This window comes from Gluconacetobacter entanii (assembly GCF_003206495.1).
In the GTDB taxonomy this organism is placed as follows: Bacteria; Pseudomonadota; Alphaproteobacteria; order Acetobacterales; family Acetobacteraceae; genus Novacetimonas; species Novacetimonas entanii.
The window spans coordinates 21365-37074 of the sequence record NZ_NKUF01000028.1; the positions used below are offsets into that span (position 1 = coordinate 21365).

Genomic DNA, 15710 nt, shown 5'->3' on the forward strand with positions numbered 1-15710 from the left:
CTCTCCCGCTTTGGCAACGGAATCAACGCGTAGGCAGGTATCTTCCGGTTACAGGCGACGCATCTCCGGGCGGTATGCCTGATAAAATCCGCGGGCATAAAAAACGATCCCGAAATATCTTTTTTCAAGATAATATACTGATTATAAAGTGTTTATTTTTCAGTTAGAGCATTATCAACATATTGTGATATCCGATTTCGTAATTGTTTCGATTTTTCATATGTCCCCATTCCGGTTTGCATTATATCTTGTATGCAAGATTGTATTCTTTGCAGTCGGGTTTTTGATAGACCATTTGATGTTCAAGGATGCTGGCAACCAAACACCGGCATCTGGAAAGCTGTAGAGTGTAACAAGATGCGTTTTTGCCGATCGCTGTTTTTCCAGATTGTGCTGGCAACCGTGCTCGGCATCGCGTCTGGCCTTGCAACCCCGGATGTTGCGGTGCTGCTTAAACCGCTGAGTGACCTGTTCCTCAGGCTGATCTCCATGCTTGTGGGGCCGCTTGTCTTCTGCGTGGTGGTACAGGGTATTGCCGGTGCAGGCAGCCTGCGCACGGTGGGTCTGATCGGCCTGAAGGCTCTGGTCTATTTTGAAGCCGTCACCACCATCGCCCTGTGCCTTGGCTTGGCAACGGCGGCCGTGTTTCAGTCCGGGGCCGGAATGCATATCGACGCCGGTACGCTGACACAAGGCCCGGCGTCACAGTTCGGGGAAAGTGCGGCGGCCCTGCGCAATGATGGACCTGTGGGATTCGTCCTTCATCTCGTTCCCCAGACTCCCCTTGCTGCGTTTGTCCATAATGATGTGTTGCAGATCCTTGTTTTCGCAATCCTGTTTGGCTGTGGACTGTCGATCGCCGGGGAACAGGGGAACCCCGCGGCGGTACTGATCGACTCAATCACGACTGTCCTGTTCCGCATCATGGGCATGGTCATCCGGGTCGCCCCGCTTGGGGTGCTGGGGGCCGTTGCCTATACGGTCGGGCATTTCGGCATGCGCTCCATGGGACAGCTTGGGGACTTTGTCGGGCTGTATTTCCTGCTGGTCATCCTGTTCGTCCTTGTCGGGCTTGGCGTCCTGCTGCGCCTGTGCGGGGTCGGTATTTTCTCCTTCATCTGGTACCTGCGCGCGGAACTGGCGGTTGTCATGGCGACGACATCATCAGATGCGGTACTTCCGCAGATCATGGAAAAACTTGTCGCCATTGGCGTCCAGCGTGATGTCGTGGGACTGGTCATTCCGGCGGGATATTCCTTCAACCTGGATGCGCTTTCCATATATCTCGGGCTTGCGGTGCTGTTTCTGGCCCAGACATCCGGCATTCACCTGACATGGACACAGATTTTCCTGGTCACGGGCACCGCCCTGGTCACGTCAAAGGGCGCCCACGGCGTGCCCGGGGTCGGGATTGTCATTCTGGCCGCGACACTGGCGGTCGTGCCGGAAATTCCACAAGCAGGACTGGTTTTACTGGTTGCGGTGGACTGGTTCGTCGGGATTGCCCGCGCGGTGGGCAATATCATGGGGAACTGTGTCGCAACCCTTGTGATCGCGAAATGGGAGGGACGTCTTGATGGCGTCGCCACACAGCGCGCCCTGCGGCAGGCCCGCGCCCCCTTATCCAAATAAAGTAAAAAACTCCAATCCGGGACAAAAACTGTTCTTCTTATTGACGATGGAAAAATAACGTTACAAGACGAGGCACCTCATGTCATCCTGTCTATTCTTCGTAAAATCACGTCTGGGACTTGCGGCATCGGTTTCCTGTATTGCAATCATGCAGGTCTCGTCTCTTTCCGCCGCGACACCGATGGCGGTGCAGAAGGCCACCGGCCCACACACCCGTCCAACACCCGCGCCGGGTTCACACAGGGGTCATGCCGCCACGCCCCCTGCCGCGCCGGAAAGCATCAAGGTCAGCACGGCGCGCGCGGTAAAGTTCCGACAGGAACAGCATGTGCCGGATTCCGCGACGCACATAACGGGCACGGAACTGGTGGAACGGAACGTGCGGGCCATGACGGACCTGATCCGGGTTGCGCCCAACCTGAGCATCCAGCCATCCAACGGGTCTGCCGGCCTGAATTTCATGCTGCGCGGCGTGGGGATGGCGGATCTGACACAGAACAACATTCCCTCTGTCATGCCGTATGTCGATGGCGTTGCCCTGCCCGTCACGGTCATGACATCCGCGATCATGTATGACATGGACAATGTTTCGGTAAATCCGGGACAGTCCGGCTTTACGCATGGCATGACCACCACCGGCGGCGAAATCAACTTCCACACGGCCGATCCCACACCACAGTTTCATGCGGGCGTGACGGAAGATATCGCCAGTTACGGCCGCAACCGTGTGGAGGGCTACATCTCCGGGCCGATATCGCGTTCGGTTTCATACCGCATTTCGGGCATGTCGATGACAGGTGGCGGCTTCCAGCATAACAGCCAGGGGGTCGGTTATGGTAACGCGGATATCGGCGCCCTGCGCGGCAAGCTGAAATGGCAGATTGATGATACGATGCGCCTCGACGTTGGCGGGCACTGGAGCACCGACCAGTCGGATGCCCCGGCGGGCGCGGTGATGGTCAACAGTTATGGCGTGCCGGCCAGTACGGACCTGATGCAGACCAACTGGGGCCTGAGCAAGCAGTTCGCCAATGCCATCGGAATCAACCCGGCCAACCAGAAGCCGCGTGAAAACAACCTGTCATGGGGGGTGAATATTCGTTTCACCAAGGAATTCAACTGGGGCAAACTGACATCCACCAGCGCGTATGAAGCACTGGACGAACATGAACTGTCTGACCAGACCAATACGGCGCTCGCCTATGGCAATATGTACCGCAACAACCAGACCAACTTCTTTTCGCAGGAAATAAACCTGCAATCGCGCAATCCGGCGGACCGCCTGCAGTGGCTGGTGGGAATGTACTACAATCGCGGCCGGACGCATGACAATTTCTGGTATGACATGTCGGATCGCTATGCATCGAGTGATGATGGCAAATATTTCTACAAGACCGACTACGGGCAGGATGAACAGACATTCAACCAGTACGCACAGCTTTCGTACCGTCTGGTACGCGGACTGCGTCTGATTGGTGCGATCAGCCATGAATCCGATGATCGGCAGCTTCTGAACCTGGTGGGTACGACCTATGAGGGCACAGGTGCGCCGAAAATCCAGTCATTCGGATCCAGCGGTGCACTGGCCAACCAGTTTTCCGGCCGGGTGGGACTGGAATACCAGGTCACGCCCGACATCATGACCTATGTCGATTTCCGCCGTGGTTTCAAGCCCGGCGGGTTCTCGGCCAACATGACGAGCGTCTCCGCGCAGTTGCGTCCCTTCAAGCCCGAACAGGTGCTGAGCTACGAAGGCGGGTTCAAGACCTCCTTCATGCATGACCGTATCCGCTTCAATGCGGCCGGTTTCTATTATGATTATCGTGACCAGCAGCTTCTGGGCACGATTGTCGTGCCGCAATATGGCACGGAAGGCACGTATGTTAATGCGCCGCGCTCCTATATCTATGGCGCGGAATTCAATGCGATGGTCCGCCCCTTCCGCGGCATGACGCTGACGCAGAATTTCGGCTACCAGCACGGCGTGTACAGCCAGTACCAAGGCGTCAACAAATCCGCCACCACGGACCTGTATAATGCGACCGGGCAATGGACGGCGGTCAATACCAATTACAATGGCGCCTCCATGGGACTGGCCAACCTGACGCTCAGCGGGTCCGCAACCTATACATGGAAAGTACTGCGCAACTACCGCATGACGTTTGATGTCGATTACAGCTACCGTGGCGCACAGACCCAGCCGCAATATATCGGCTATGGCGGGTATTATCGTGCTCCCGCCTATTTTCTGGTCAACAGCTTCCTGACATTCTCCGCCCCGCAGCAGCACTGGTCCGTGACCGTTTACGGGCAGAACCTTGCCGACCGGCATTACTGGCTGTCAGGTGGCACGCAGTCCACTTTCTACTCCGTCATTCCGGGGAACCCGCGCTTCGTGGGCGCGCGGATCAACTACACTTACTGACCCATCAGGACGTAGTGAGGTCGGGTTCTGGTAACGGCACAAAAGGCAGGAAATATTCATACGGATGCATGATGGAAACGACACCTGCGGTCCCCGTGCGGTCACACGCTACGGGGGCAGGTGCTGCTGACCGGTTCGCATGACCGATGCGGATACGGACAAGGCCCTGCGGGCAAAGATTGGCTTTATCGGACTTTTTGAGAGACGTTTCGGATGACCCAGACATTTTACGGCCAGATCAATCCTCCCGCCCGGCTTCTGATGGGGCCGGGGCCGGTGAATGCACACCCGCGCGTCCTTCGCGCCATGGCCGCCGACATGCTTGGCCAGTTCGACCCGGAGATGACGGGCTACATGAACCAGACGATGGACCTCTACCGTCAGGTTTTCATGACCGAAAACCGCTGGACCTTCCTTGTGGACGGCACGGCCCGCGCCGGGATCGAGGCGTCGCTGGTCTCACTGGTTGAACCGGGCATGACGCTGCTGATCGTGCGTGCGGGTCGTTTCGGGCTGCTGCTGTCCGAAATTGCGCAGCGGAACGGCGCGGAAATCGCAACACTGGACATTCCATGGGGCGAGGTCGCGACGCTGGAACAGATCGAGGACGCGATCCTCACCCATCGCCCGCATGTGCTGGCCTGCATCCATGGCGATACGTCCACCACCATGGCCCAGCCACTGGATGGCGTGGGGGCATTGTGCCGCAAATACGATGTGCTGTCCTATGTTGACACCACCGCCACGCTGGGCGGCATGGAGGTTGCAACCGACCGCTGGGGCGTGGACGTGGTCAGCGGGGGCCTGCAGAAATGCATGGGGGGACCGCCGGGTTCGGCACCTGTCACCATTTCCGACCGCGCGGCGGAACATATCTTCGCCCGTCGCCATGTCGAGGCCGGAATCCGCAGCAGCGACATGCGCGATGGTACGCGTGCGCGTATCCCGTCCAACTATTTCGACCTCGCCATGATCATGGATTACTGGTCCGAACGGCGCCTGAACCACCATACCGAGGCGACCAGCATGCTCTACGCCGCGCGCGAGGCCGCCTGCATTGTGCTGGAAGAAGGATTGCAGGCCCGTTTTGCCCGCCATACCCGTGCGTCCCGCGCGATGTGCGCCGGCCTGCGCGCGATGGGTCTGGACCTGTTCGTGGGGGATGAGTGCCGCATGACCAACGTGACCGGCGTCTGCATCCCCAAGGGCGTTGATGGCGAGAAGGTGCGCGCCCGCATGCGCGAGGATTTCGAGATCGAAATCGGTTCCGCCTTCGGCCCGTTGCAGGGCCGGATCTGGCGCATCGGGGCCATGGGTTACAATGCGGAGAAATCGAAGGTGCTGCTCACCCTCGGCGCGCTGGAAGCCGTGCTGCGCGGCGAAGGTCATGCCTTTGCCGCAGGCGCGGGGGTTGATGCCGCACTGGCGACTTACCAGAAGGAATAAGGCCGCCATCATGGCCTGTATCCCGGGCTATGCGGCGCAGGATGTCAGGAGGCGGAATGACGCGACATGCTGCACATGCTAGCGACACAGGGTCCATGGCAGCACCGCATTTTCGACCCGCCGGACCGTGACCCCATAAACCGTGCGCATGATGTCATCATCCAGCACCTGCGTGGCTGGGCCATGACGGATGACGGCACCATCATCCATCAGAACCAGTTCATCACAGAAGCGGGTCGCCAGCACCAGATCATGCAGCACGATGACGATCCCCTTCCCCTGCCCCGCCTGCTGGCGGAAAAGCTGCATCATGGACAGGGCATGCGCCGGGTCGAGTGCCGCGATCGGCTCATCGGCCAGTATGACCGGCGTGTCGGTCGCCAGCGCGCGCGCCAGGTGCATGCGCGCCCGTTCCCCCCCTGACAGGTGACTGGCCGGGCGGGTGTGCAGGTCCAGCAGGCCGGTGACCCCAAGGGCATGGTCCACCGCCGGGTGACGGGCGGCATGGTCATTGACCTGCCCATGCGGCAGACGCCCGAGTGCCACCAGCGCGCGCACCGGCATGGGCGGTGGTGTCCCCCCATCCTGCGCGATGAAGGCAAGCTGCCGGGCGCGCAGCGCCGGGGGGACCTGACCCATGCCGCGATCCAAGAGCCGGATATCCCCGCAATCGGGGGGCTCCAGCCCCGCCAGCAGGCGCATGAAGGTGCTTTTGCCTGCGCCATTCGGCCCGATCAGGCCAATGACCCGTCCCTTCGCAAGGGTCAGGGACGCGGCCGAGACGACAGCCCGATCCCCACGCCGGAGCGAGACATCACGTGCCTGCAGCAGGATCATGATGCGGCTCTTTTCAGCATGATGACCCGGGCGAAGAAAACCGGCGCCCCCACCAGCGCCGTCAGCACGCCCAGTTGCAGTTCAGGTCCGACCGTCACCAGACGCACCACCATGTCCGCCAGCAGCAGCAGCAGGCTGCCCCCCAGGAAGGACGGCACAAGCAGACGTGACGGCTGATATCCCGTCAGCGGCCGCAGCAGGTGCGGCACCACCAGCCCCACAAAACCGATCGCCCCCGAAACCGCCACGCAGGATCCCACGGCCAGCGCCGCCCCCAGCACGATCCGCGTCTGGATGCCCCGCAGGCCATGCAGCCGGAAACCAAGGCTCTCCGCCACGTCCTCCCCCAGTGTCAGCGCATCCAGCGCGCGCCCCGCGGACAGCATAAGCAGCGTGCCGCACACCACACCCGGCAGGCAGATCCAGACATGGGTGAAGGTCCGGTCCGTCAGCGACCCCATGAGCCAGTGCATGATCTCGAATGACGCATAGGGACTGGGCACAAGGTTCAGCACCAGCGCAGTCAGGGCCGCCGCAAAACTGCTGAGCGCCGCCCCCGCCAGCAGCAGCACCAGCGTGCCGCCGCGTCCCACCAGTCCCATCAGCACGACGGCCGCACACAGCGCGCCCGTCAGCCCCCCCAGCGGCAGGGCCGCGATGGAAACCTGCATGAGGCCGGTATAGAACACGCTGACCGCCCCGAGCGCCGCCCCACCCGATACCCCCAGAATGCCGGGATCGGCCAGCGGATTGCGCAGATATCCCTGCAACACGGCGCCCGACAGGCCCAGCGTCCCGCCCACCATGATGGCCAGCAGGGTGCGCGGCAGGCGCAGTTGCCCCACAATAATCGCCCCGGCGCCATGCCGTCCCGCCAGAATGTCCGCCAGCGCATGCGAAAACATGATGCGGGTTTCCCCCCACATGAGCGACGCGCCAAACAGTCCCATAACGCCAGTCAGGAGCACGACATTCAGCAGCAGGATTTTAGGGGCTGATTTCACGGGGCGGACATTTCAAGGTTGTGGCGCGCGGTACGCAACATGACGACACTGTCGAGTGTCTGCGGCAGGCCACACAGCCATAGTCGCGCGGGCAGGTCCAGATGATGGGGGCCGGCAAAGGCCTCCTTCAGCGCCGGATGGTCCAGCATGGACTGCGCAAGGGACGTCCCCTTCCCAGAACGGTCAAGGATCAGCAGGTCGGGCGGTCGTGCGATCAGCAGTTCCATGGAAAACCGTGAAGAGGCCTGATGGTCCATGAGCGTTGCGTAATTGCGAAATCCCGCATGGGCAAGGACATCATCCGGAAGCGATCCGGCATGGGTGACAAACCCATTGGCGGCATAGACCGCCGCCGTGGGATCGGTGGGACTGCGCCCGACCGGAAGGGAGGCCAGGCGCGTGGCAAAGGCAGTGGCCAGTTGCCGTCCCCGTTCAGGCACGCCGATGGCATTGGCGACCGTCATGATCTGGGCCGGAATATCCGTCAGGGACCTGGCAGGCGGCAGTGCGATCACCTGCGCGCCCACATCCCGTCCCGCCTGCATCGCAACGGCCGCCGTATAGACGCCGCCCAGCACGACATCGGGATGGGACGCCACGATATTTTCCGCCGTGGGCCGCAGGATCGGAACATGCTGCGCCTGTTCGCACAATACCGCGTTCCAGCAGTCCCGGGCCAGTGGCGTGACCCCCACGATCTGCCCCGGTTCGGCCAGCAGCAGCAGCAACTGATCGGTGCAGAGGTTCAGCGAGGCCACGCGCGGCAGCGCCCATGCCTGCGTCAATGGGACACAGGCCAGGAAACCGGCCACAACTGCTGCCACCATGCCTTTCATGTCAGTAATTCAGCGTAAACCCGCCATAACCGGCACGACCGGGTTGCAGGTAGCCGATTGGCTCCTCAAACTGGCAGTTCAACAGGTTGTCCGCCCGGGCATAGACGGAAACATAGCGGTTGATTTTATAATTCGCGGCCACGTCGATGGTAAAATATCCATGCCCCCTGCCGCATGTGCTGCAGGACTCGCTGCCGATGACCGGCAGGTCACGCCAACTGCTCGTATACAGGATGTTCCCCGAAAATGTCAGGTCACGGATGGGGGTCCATGTCGTGTTGAAATTGAATTTGTGCTGCGGGCGACGCTGGAGTTCGTCATGGGTCGTCTCGTCCCGGGTATGGGTCCAGGTATAGCTCAGGTTGAACTCAAGGCTGCTGAGCGCCTTCCAGTCCAGAAAGGCCTCCACCCCGTACATCCGTGCCTTTGCGACATTGGCGTAGGAATAATTGTAGTCATACGAAGAATCTATCGACAGGGAGGACTGGATCAGGTTCCGGACCCTGTTGTCATACCATGTCGCACCAAAATTCAGGCGGTCATGCAGCAGTTTCTGTTCCACCCCCGCGTCATAGCCGATCAACTGCTCGGCCTTCAGGTCGGGATTGCCTTTTTCCGAATAACCGACACCCACCTGATTGACGAAAAGCTGGTACAGGGAGGGGCCATGAAAGCCCGAACCGGCGCTGGCCTTGATGATGGTTCCGCTGCCGGGCACATGGATTGCGGGCGCGATACGCCATGTCACATGGTTGCCGTAGCGTGAATTGGCGTCATAGCGGATATTGGCCGCACCATAGAGGATGTGCTTCCAGTTTCCCTGATACTGCCCGTAACCTGCGGTCGTATCCATGCTGGCGGATGTATCATATCCGCTATCCCACATGTCGGCGGCCGTATGGCTGGTATTGAACGTATCATGGAAATGTTCGGCACCGATCAGCAACTGGCCATACCGTTTGAAATCGAACGTGCCGTGCCAGTCCACCTTCAGTCGGCTGGAGCGGTAATAATCCGGATCGGGGTTGACCGGACTGCCATAACTTGTCCCCGTCTCCGTCCAGCGGTTGCGGTTGGTCATGTAACCAAGGCCCAGCACCTGATCAAAAAGCCCGTGGAAGGACACCAGATGCGCCGTCCCGCGGACGATGGCCTCATTCTGGCTGGTCTGTTCCCGCACACCTTTATCACCGTACAGATTTTCACTCTGCAGGTCATACAATGAATAGGAATGATTGTTGCCCTGCACCAGGCGCGCCGTCAGGCCAAGGTCAAGATTGCGGGTCACGTCATAGCCCAGCCTGATATTGGCGCTCCGGTTGTCATTGCGGTTGCCTTCGTGCCGCTGCTGATGGTCGGCGCCATAATACCGTTCGATATAGGATGGGATATTATTGAATCCCTCCATCCGGTAATGGGACAATTCAACATTGTAATGAAAGCGCCCCTGACCGCCACGTGCGCCAATGGTCTGGTTGAAGGTTCCGTAACCACCGCCCTCAATACGGACAAACGGCCTGAAACGCCCTTGTCCCTGCGCCGTGGTGACGTCGATGACCCCCGCCATGGCGTCCGCGCCATACAGGCCGCTTTGCGGACCACGCAGGATCTCGATCCGTCCCATGCCATCGGTCACGAACTGACCGGCATCGAATGCACCAGTTGAGGAACTGCCGTCATTGATGTCCATGCCATCAAGGCGGACCTTGACCTCGTTGGGATTATTGCCACGCATGTAGATGAAGGAGGCACCACCCGCCCCGCCCGTCTGCACCACGTTCAGGCCGGGCTGGCGTGTCAGGATGTCCGTCAGGCTGCGCCGTTGCTGGGTCTGGATCTGCTTTTCGGTGATGATGGTCATGCTGGTGCCGATATCATCGGCGGATGTCGGCCTGCGCGCGGCACTCACGCTGATCTGGTCGGGCAGGCCATCAGTTCCCGGCAAGACAACCGCCTTCGATTTCCCATTCCGGATGACATACTGCCTGACGGCCTGTTTTTGTGGCGTGCCCTGCCCGGCGGCCGTATCGGCATGCGCCATGGCAGCCCCCGCTGTCATCAATATGGTCGAGGCAATCAGCAGATTACGGGAAAAACTCATCTGGTCCAGATCTCGCGGTCACATCATCGTTGCCACGAGAGCGCGTTGCCACAGGCCGTCCGATCCGCACGGGATCCCGTAACACCACACCGTCAGGATACCCCGCCCGACAGTTCCCGGTCGCAACCATCATGACGGCAGGTCTCCTGGCTCACGGCGTGGGGGCCTGCACAACCTTCCCGAAAAACTGCGGTTTCCAGTGGCCCGGATGGTAACATCCGGTAATGCAAGGCCAGACCGTTTACAGTTGCGGGGACAGCAGGAGCATTGGATCGCAATCCGCACTCCATTCCCTTTTCATCCCCCCGGAAGGGGACACCGTCGGGACGGTTCTGATCGGATGGGGCGGTCTTGTCAACCCGGCCTTCCATGGGCCTTCCGCCACTTCGCCACCCGCACCGGACACGAAACAGAAATTTCAAAACAGGTACCTTGCAATGAATGGTTCTGGTTACTATAAGGTAACTGTCTATGAATTCTTATGGCCTATGGTCGAACGTCCCTGAAAAGATGCGCGAGCGGTCTGAAAACTGGAAAGGCTGTGGAACCCAACCTTGTTCAATTCAAGAAGGGCGTGCTGGAACCATGCGTACTGGCCCTGTTGTCGCAGGCTGATTCCTACGGCTATGACATCGCCAGCCGATTGTCCGATGCCATAGAAATGGGCGAGGGCACCATCTATCCCCTCATGCGGCGAATGCAGAAAGATGGGCTTGTTTCGACATATTTTGTTGAATCTTCGTCTGGTCCACCGCGAAAATATTATACCCTGACGGAAAAAGGACGTGAAAGCCTGCATGCACAGCGCAGGGCATGGACGACCTTTACCCGGGCGGTGTCCGCCATCCTTGGCGTTCCCCCCGCATCCGACAGTGCGACTGAACCATCTTCTTCACCTGCGGAACCTGCGGACACGCGCAGGTCCCCCTCGCTCACCGTGCAGAAAAACACCGGGAACATATAGCCATGAACAGCAGACAGATGTTCCTTGACCAATTGCGCGCTGGCCTCAGAGGGCTGCCGCGGCATGTGATTGATGATATCGTTTCTGAATATGAAACGCATTTCGATGAAGGGCATGCCGCAGGCCGATCCGATGGCGATATTGCCGCTGCTCTGGGTGATCCTGTGCGTCTGGCCCGCGAATTGCGGGCCGAAACGGGGTTGCGCCGGTGGGAGGATGAACGGAACCTGACGAATGCGCTGGGCGCGGTCGTGGGAGTATTCGGTCTGGCGGCCGTGGACCTTCTTGTCGTGCTTCCGGTGCTGACGACACTGGCGGCACTGGATCTGGCCTTTTTTGTCACCGGGATTACCATCTGCCTGGTCGGCAGCCTTCTCCTGCCGCTGGCTGTTGTCCACCTTGCCCCGGACTTCGGCGGCGACTGGCTTCAGGGCCTGCTGGTCAGCCTTGGACTGGCAAGTGGCGGGGCGTCCCTCATGGCGTTATGTGTCCTTTTTACCGTCGGGATGGTCAATCTCCTCGTCCGCTATGGTCGCGCGCACTATCGACTGATAGCCCCCTCTTTTCCTGCCTGAGTGTAAGGAATTACAGTCATGATCCGCGGTATTACAATGATTGCGCTGGGCGGGGCCGCCCTGTCACTGACATGTTTCGGTATCGCATCGTCCCGTGTCCCGCTGGGATTTCCATTCTCCATGTTTGACGGGACAGGTGACGCCATCTCCTCCCCTGCCGAAACCCGCGTCCTGCCGTGGCCGGGTGGGCATATGCTTTCGATCAACCTGCTCGCGCGCGTGATCTATCAGCAAGCCCCGCAAAGTAGCATCACCGTCACGGGATCGGAGCGTCTGGTGCGTGCCGTCGCGCTGAATGGGGATAGTCTGGATATGCAGGGGAATAAACCCCATGATATTGGATGGCGCAATGACAGGATGACCGTTACTGTCACGTCACCAGAACTCAATACTTTGAAACTTAATGGTTTTGGATCACTATATTTACGTGATTACCACCAATCCACCCTCACGCTGGCGATCAATGGCGCCACCAGCGTCAAGGGGAATGGACAGGCCGACAATGTCACACTGTCGGTCGCCGGTGCGGGTTCCGTTGACCTTTCGGCCATGGAGGTGAAGGACCTGAATGTCTCCGTCACTGGCGCCGGGTCGGTCCGCGCAGGCCCGACCGGTCATGCCGTCATTTCCATAGACGGGGCAGGCTCGGTCAAACTGACACGGGTACCTGAATCGTTGAGCAAGGAGGTTGGCGGCATTGGTTCCATCTCCGTCCCGCACGACGCCACATCGGCGCAGGTCAGCAGTCCCCGTCCAGTCCCCTCCCCGACAGATCAGGAACAGGGGGAAAAAATCGCCATGTAGATCCGCCGGACAATGACCGGCGAACGATTTTCAGGACGATTTCCCCCTTGCAATCCACAGGATAAGGGACGGCAAAAAGAAATAGGACACCACGCCAGCCAGAAGCCACGGCATCAGGTAAGACATGTCGGTATGCAGTACGAACCGGCAAAAAGGGTTCCCGAGACCGAGCATGGCGATCACGCAGAAGCACACCCCCGCATTCGCCAGAGGCGTACGGTCATGATTGATTTCCTGAAGTTTCTGTAGCAATGGCCTTACTCCGTAGATCCTGATCCCCACTGTTTCTAATGGGTCGGGCGCGGGTTATCCAGACCACATCGCGGCATGATCATGCGTATCATAAAAACCCGACTTCATCGGTCCTGTCCGAACATGGCATGGTGCCAGCGCCATCGCTGCCGCAACATCCACGGACGTATCGCCCCCATGCCGTCCTGACACAGCTTGCAGCCTCATGCATGCAGGCCCGGTGCTTCGCGGCCGGTGCGGGCGACATATTCCGTGTAGCCACCGTCGTAGCGATGAAGTCCTTCTGGCGTGAGTTCCAGGACGCGGTTGGAAAGTGCGGCCAGAAAATGACGGTCATGGGAGACAAAAAGCATCGTGCCGTCATAATCGGCCAGAGCTGTGATCAGCATTTCCTTGGTGGCGATATCGAGATGGTTGGTAGGCTCATCAAGCACCAGGAAGTTCGGCGGATCGAACAGCATCAGGGCCAAGACCAGGCGGGCCTTTTCACCGCCAGACAGGACGCGGCAGAGTTTGTCAATGTCATCGCCGGAGAATCCAAAGCTGCCTGCCAATGACCGGAGCGCCCCCTGGGGAGCCAGTGGGAAAGCAGTGTTCAGGGTTTCGAAAATTGTTAGATCGCCATCCAGCAGGTCCATGGCATGCTGCGCGAAATACCCCATCCTGACGCTACCGCCGAGTGTAACCGTTCCAGCGTCCGGTTCGGTCGTGCCGGTGACAAGTTTCAGCAGGGTCGATTTGCCAGCCCCGTTAATGCCGAGCACGCAGCAGCGTTCCTGACGGCGAATCAGCAGGTCGAGATCATGGTAGATGACCTTGCTGCCATAGGCCTTGTCCACACCGCGCAGGTTGACGACCGCATCGCCCGAGCGGGGGGCTGGCGGGAAGGTGAAGGAAAGGGTCTGGTGACGTTTCGGGGGCTCGATACGATCGATCTTGTCCAGTTTCTTGACCCTGCTCTGCACCTGTGCGGCATGGGAAGCCCGAGCCTTGAAACGCTCGATGAAGGCGACTTCCTTGGCGAGCATGGCCTGCTGACGGTCAAACTGTGCCTGCTGCTGCTTTTCGTTCAGGGCGCGCTGCTGTTCATAGAATTCGTAATCGCCGGAAAAGCTTGACAATACGCCGCCGTCAATTTCGATCACCTTGTTGATGATCCGGTTCATGAAAGCCCGGTCGTGCGAAGTCATCAGCAGGGCGCCGTCATAGCCAGCCAAGAACTGCTCCAGCCAGATAAGGCTTTCGAGGTCGAGATGGTTGCTCGGTTCATCCAGCAGCATCACGTCCGGTTTCATCAGCAGGATGCGCGCCAGCGCCACGCGCATCTTCCATCCACCAGACAGGCGTCCGACATCGCCATCCATCATCTCCTGGCTGAAACCCAACCCATGCAGGACTTCACGTGCGCGCCCTTCCAGCGCATAGCCGACCAATTCCTCGAAACGGCTTTGCACTTCGCCGAACCGTTCGAGAATGGTGTCCAGTTCGTCAAAGCGCTCCGGGTCCGCCATGGCCGCTTCCAGTTTGGACAGTTCGGCCCCGATCACGGCCACGGGTCCGGCACCGTCCATCACCTCGGCAACCGCACTGCGGCCCGCCATCTCCCCCACATCCTGGTTGAAGAAACCCACGGTGATGCCGCGCTCGATCAGGACCTGTCCCTCGTCGGGTTCCTCCTGTCCCGTGATCAAGCGGAACAGTGTTGTCTTGCCGGCCCCATTGGGTCCGACCAGCCCGATTTTCTCCCCCTGCCGCAGTGCCGCCGAAGCGTCGATAAAGATCACGCGATGGCCGTTATGCTTGCTGATACTGTCGAGACGGATCATGGGACCCCAGATAACGAAGGAGAGAGGAAAAGCCGGAGCGCCCTTATCGCGCACCCCCCACGCATCGTAAATAGCGGGGATGACGACCGGCAGTTACATCAGGGGAGCGATGCCGGAATAATCGGACACTTCGCCACCTGTCAGTCCAAAACCGGACAGGTTGCCCCCTGAACCGCAGGCACGTCAGGGACGCGGTAATGTCACCCGTAGAGTTCGGACGCCAGCAAGTTCTGAATGCTCCGAACGTTCAGAAAACTGGAGTCATGCAGTCCATGCCGCCCCGGAGACCACCTCAAATGGCGCCTCCTCGCATACGCCGGCATTGACAGAATGATGCAGTGCAGCCGCGGACTGTCCGCCCTTGCGGTCATGCGCACCATATTTTCCGATCCGATCGCCAGTCGTCTTTCAGTGCCGGTTTTCCAGCGCTCCATATAACTATTAAATATAGTTATATTATTGTTTAACTTTCGTCTTGTTGTTTTCTATATTCAACATATAATTCGTTTTTAAGTTTATTGCACTTTTTCGTTCGTCATTAATTGTTGCTGATTTCGCCCTCGTTCGCCAGTGAATATGCGTCGAAGGCAGGTCGTGCGCCACATGCAGGAGCAGTTTGGGCATGTTGATCAGACTTGACTGGAATTTGCACCTGCCTGCACTCAGGCAGTCATTACCCATGGCATTGATAACCCTGCCATTAGGGTTCAGCTTTGGTTATTCAGGCAAAGCCTATGGCAAGGAAATGCAGATGTCCCCTGACACGCATGAAACGACGCCAGAAAGCCACCACGACCATTCCTATATGGCAGGAAAAAAGACTGCGGCAGGTCATCATGCTCAGTAACCGGCCGTTTGAGGCCGCCTTATGATTGAGGATTGTGACTGGTAACTTACCGTCGTTAACGACGTCGTTAACGACGTCGTTATTGACGTCATTTGAGAGGTAAGAATGACCCAGGAAATCCTGATTGGCGTTGAACGCCGCCGCCGCTGGTCGGATGAACG

11 protein-coding genes, 1 pseudogene and 1 riboswitch are annotated in these 15710 nt (G+C 59.1%); of the genes and pseudogenes, 6 read left to right on the top strand and 6 right to left on the bottom strand.

Going from position 1 to position 15710, the window contains the following annotated elements; all coding sequences use genetic code 11:
• Positions 1 to 357: 357 nt before the first annotated feature.
• The 3 genes from CFR72_RS11690 (at position 358) to CFR72_RS11700 (ending at position 5503) form a co-directional block, all read left to right on the top strand.
• Positions 358 to 1632 (top strand): cation:dicarboxylate symporter family transporter, encoded by a 1275-nt coding sequence (locus tag CFR72_RS11690; protein ID WP_110914116.1) that lies wholly within the window; start codon positions 358 to 360, stop codon positions 1630 to 1632.
• 148 nt (positions 1633 to 1780) lie between these two features.
• Complete coding sequence (locus tag CFR72_RS11695; protein WP_227744368.1) at positions 1781 to 4057, top strand: TonB-dependent receptor; 2277 nt, start codon at positions 1781 to 1783, stop codon at positions 4055 to 4057.
• A 213-nt stretch (positions 4058 to 4270) separates the two neighbouring features.
• Positions 4271 to 5503 carry a pyridoxal-phosphate-dependent aminotransferase family protein gene (locus CFR72_RS11700; RefSeq protein ID WP_110914117.1) on the top strand — a complete coding sequence of 411 codons (1233 nt, stop codon included), beginning with the start codon at positions 4271 to 4273 and terminating at the stop codon, positions 5501 to 5503.
• Between the two features lie 78 nt (positions 5504 to 5581).
• Here CFR72_RS11700 and CFR72_RS11705 read toward each other — a convergent pair whose 3' ends face one another.
• The 4 genes from CFR72_RS11705 to CFR72_RS11720 are packed head-to-tail and all read right to left on the bottom strand — an operon-like array spanning position 5582 to position 10281.
• The gene (locus CFR72_RS11705; protein ID WP_110914118.1) at positions 5582 to 6340 is read right to left on the bottom strand and encodes an ABC transporter ATP-binding protein; all 759 of its coding nucleotides are present in this window, start codon (positions 6338 to 6340) and stop codon (positions 5582 to 5584) included.
• Positions 6337 to 7290 (bottom strand): FecCD family ABC transporter permease, encoded by a 954-nt coding sequence (locus CFR72_RS11710; RefSeq protein WP_408869978.1) that lies wholly within the window; start codon positions 7288 to 7290, stop codon positions 6337 to 6339. The genes CFR72_RS11705 and CFR72_RS11710 overlap by 4 nt, the downstream gene beginning before the upstream one ends.
• Positions 7291 to 7340: 50 nt before the next feature.
• Entirely contained in the window at positions 7341 to 8171 is an 831-nt protein-coding gene (locus CFR72_RS11715; RefSeq protein ID WP_408869977.1) for an ABC transporter substrate-binding protein, read from the bottom strand.
• A gap of 10 nt (positions 8172 to 8181) precedes the next feature.
• On the bottom strand, positions 8182 to 10281 hold the full coding sequence (locus CFR72_RS11720) for a TonB-dependent receptor plug domain-containing protein (protein WP_110914121.1): 2100 nt from the start codon (positions 10279 to 10281) through the stop codon (positions 8182 to 8184).
• Positions 10282 to 10400: 119 nt separating this feature from the next.
• Positions 10401 to 10619, bottom strand: a riboswitch (cobalamin riboswitch).
• Positions 10620 to 10762: 143 nt separating this feature from the next.
• Here CFR72_RS11720 and CFR72_RS11725 point away from each other — a divergent pair.
• Genes CFR72_RS11725 through CFR72_RS11735 form a run of 3 tightly spaced genes read left to right on the top strand, consistent with a single transcriptional unit; the run spans position 10763 to position 12624 of the window.
• On the top strand, positions 10763 to 11245 hold the full coding sequence (locus tag CFR72_RS11725; RefSeq protein WP_244182274.1) for a PadR family transcriptional regulator: 483 nt from the start codon (positions 10763 to 10765) through the stop codon (positions 11243 to 11245).
• A gap of 2 nt (positions 11246 to 11247) precedes the next feature.
• Positions 11248 to 11820 carry a DUF1700 domain-containing protein gene (locus CFR72_RS11730; protein ID WP_110914123.1) on the top strand — a complete coding sequence of 191 codons (573 nt, stop codon included), beginning with the start codon at positions 11248 to 11250 and terminating at the stop codon, positions 11818 to 11820.
• A gap of 18 nt (positions 11821 to 11838) precedes the next feature.
• Complete coding sequence (locus CFR72_RS11735; RefSeq protein WP_110914124.1) at positions 11839 to 12624, top strand: GIN domain-containing protein; 786 nt, start codon at positions 11839 to 11841, stop codon at positions 12622 to 12624.
• A 455-nt stretch (positions 12625 to 13079) separates the two neighbouring features.
• On the opposite strand, the gene CFR72_RS11745 is transcribed toward CFR72_RS11735, so the two are convergent.
• Both CFR72_RS11745 and CFR72_RS17830 read right to left on the bottom strand, forming a co-directional pair.
• Positions 13080 to 14702 carry an ABC-F family ATP-binding cassette domain-containing protein gene (locus tag CFR72_RS11745; protein ID WP_110914126.1) on the bottom strand — a complete coding sequence of 541 codons (1623 nt, stop codon included), beginning with the start codon at positions 14700 to 14702 and terminating at the stop codon, positions 13080 to 13082.
• Positions 14703 to 15423: 721 nt separating this feature from the next.
• A pseudogene (locus CFR72_RS17830) lies at positions 15424 to 15710 on the bottom strand (hypothetical protein); the annotation flags it as partial.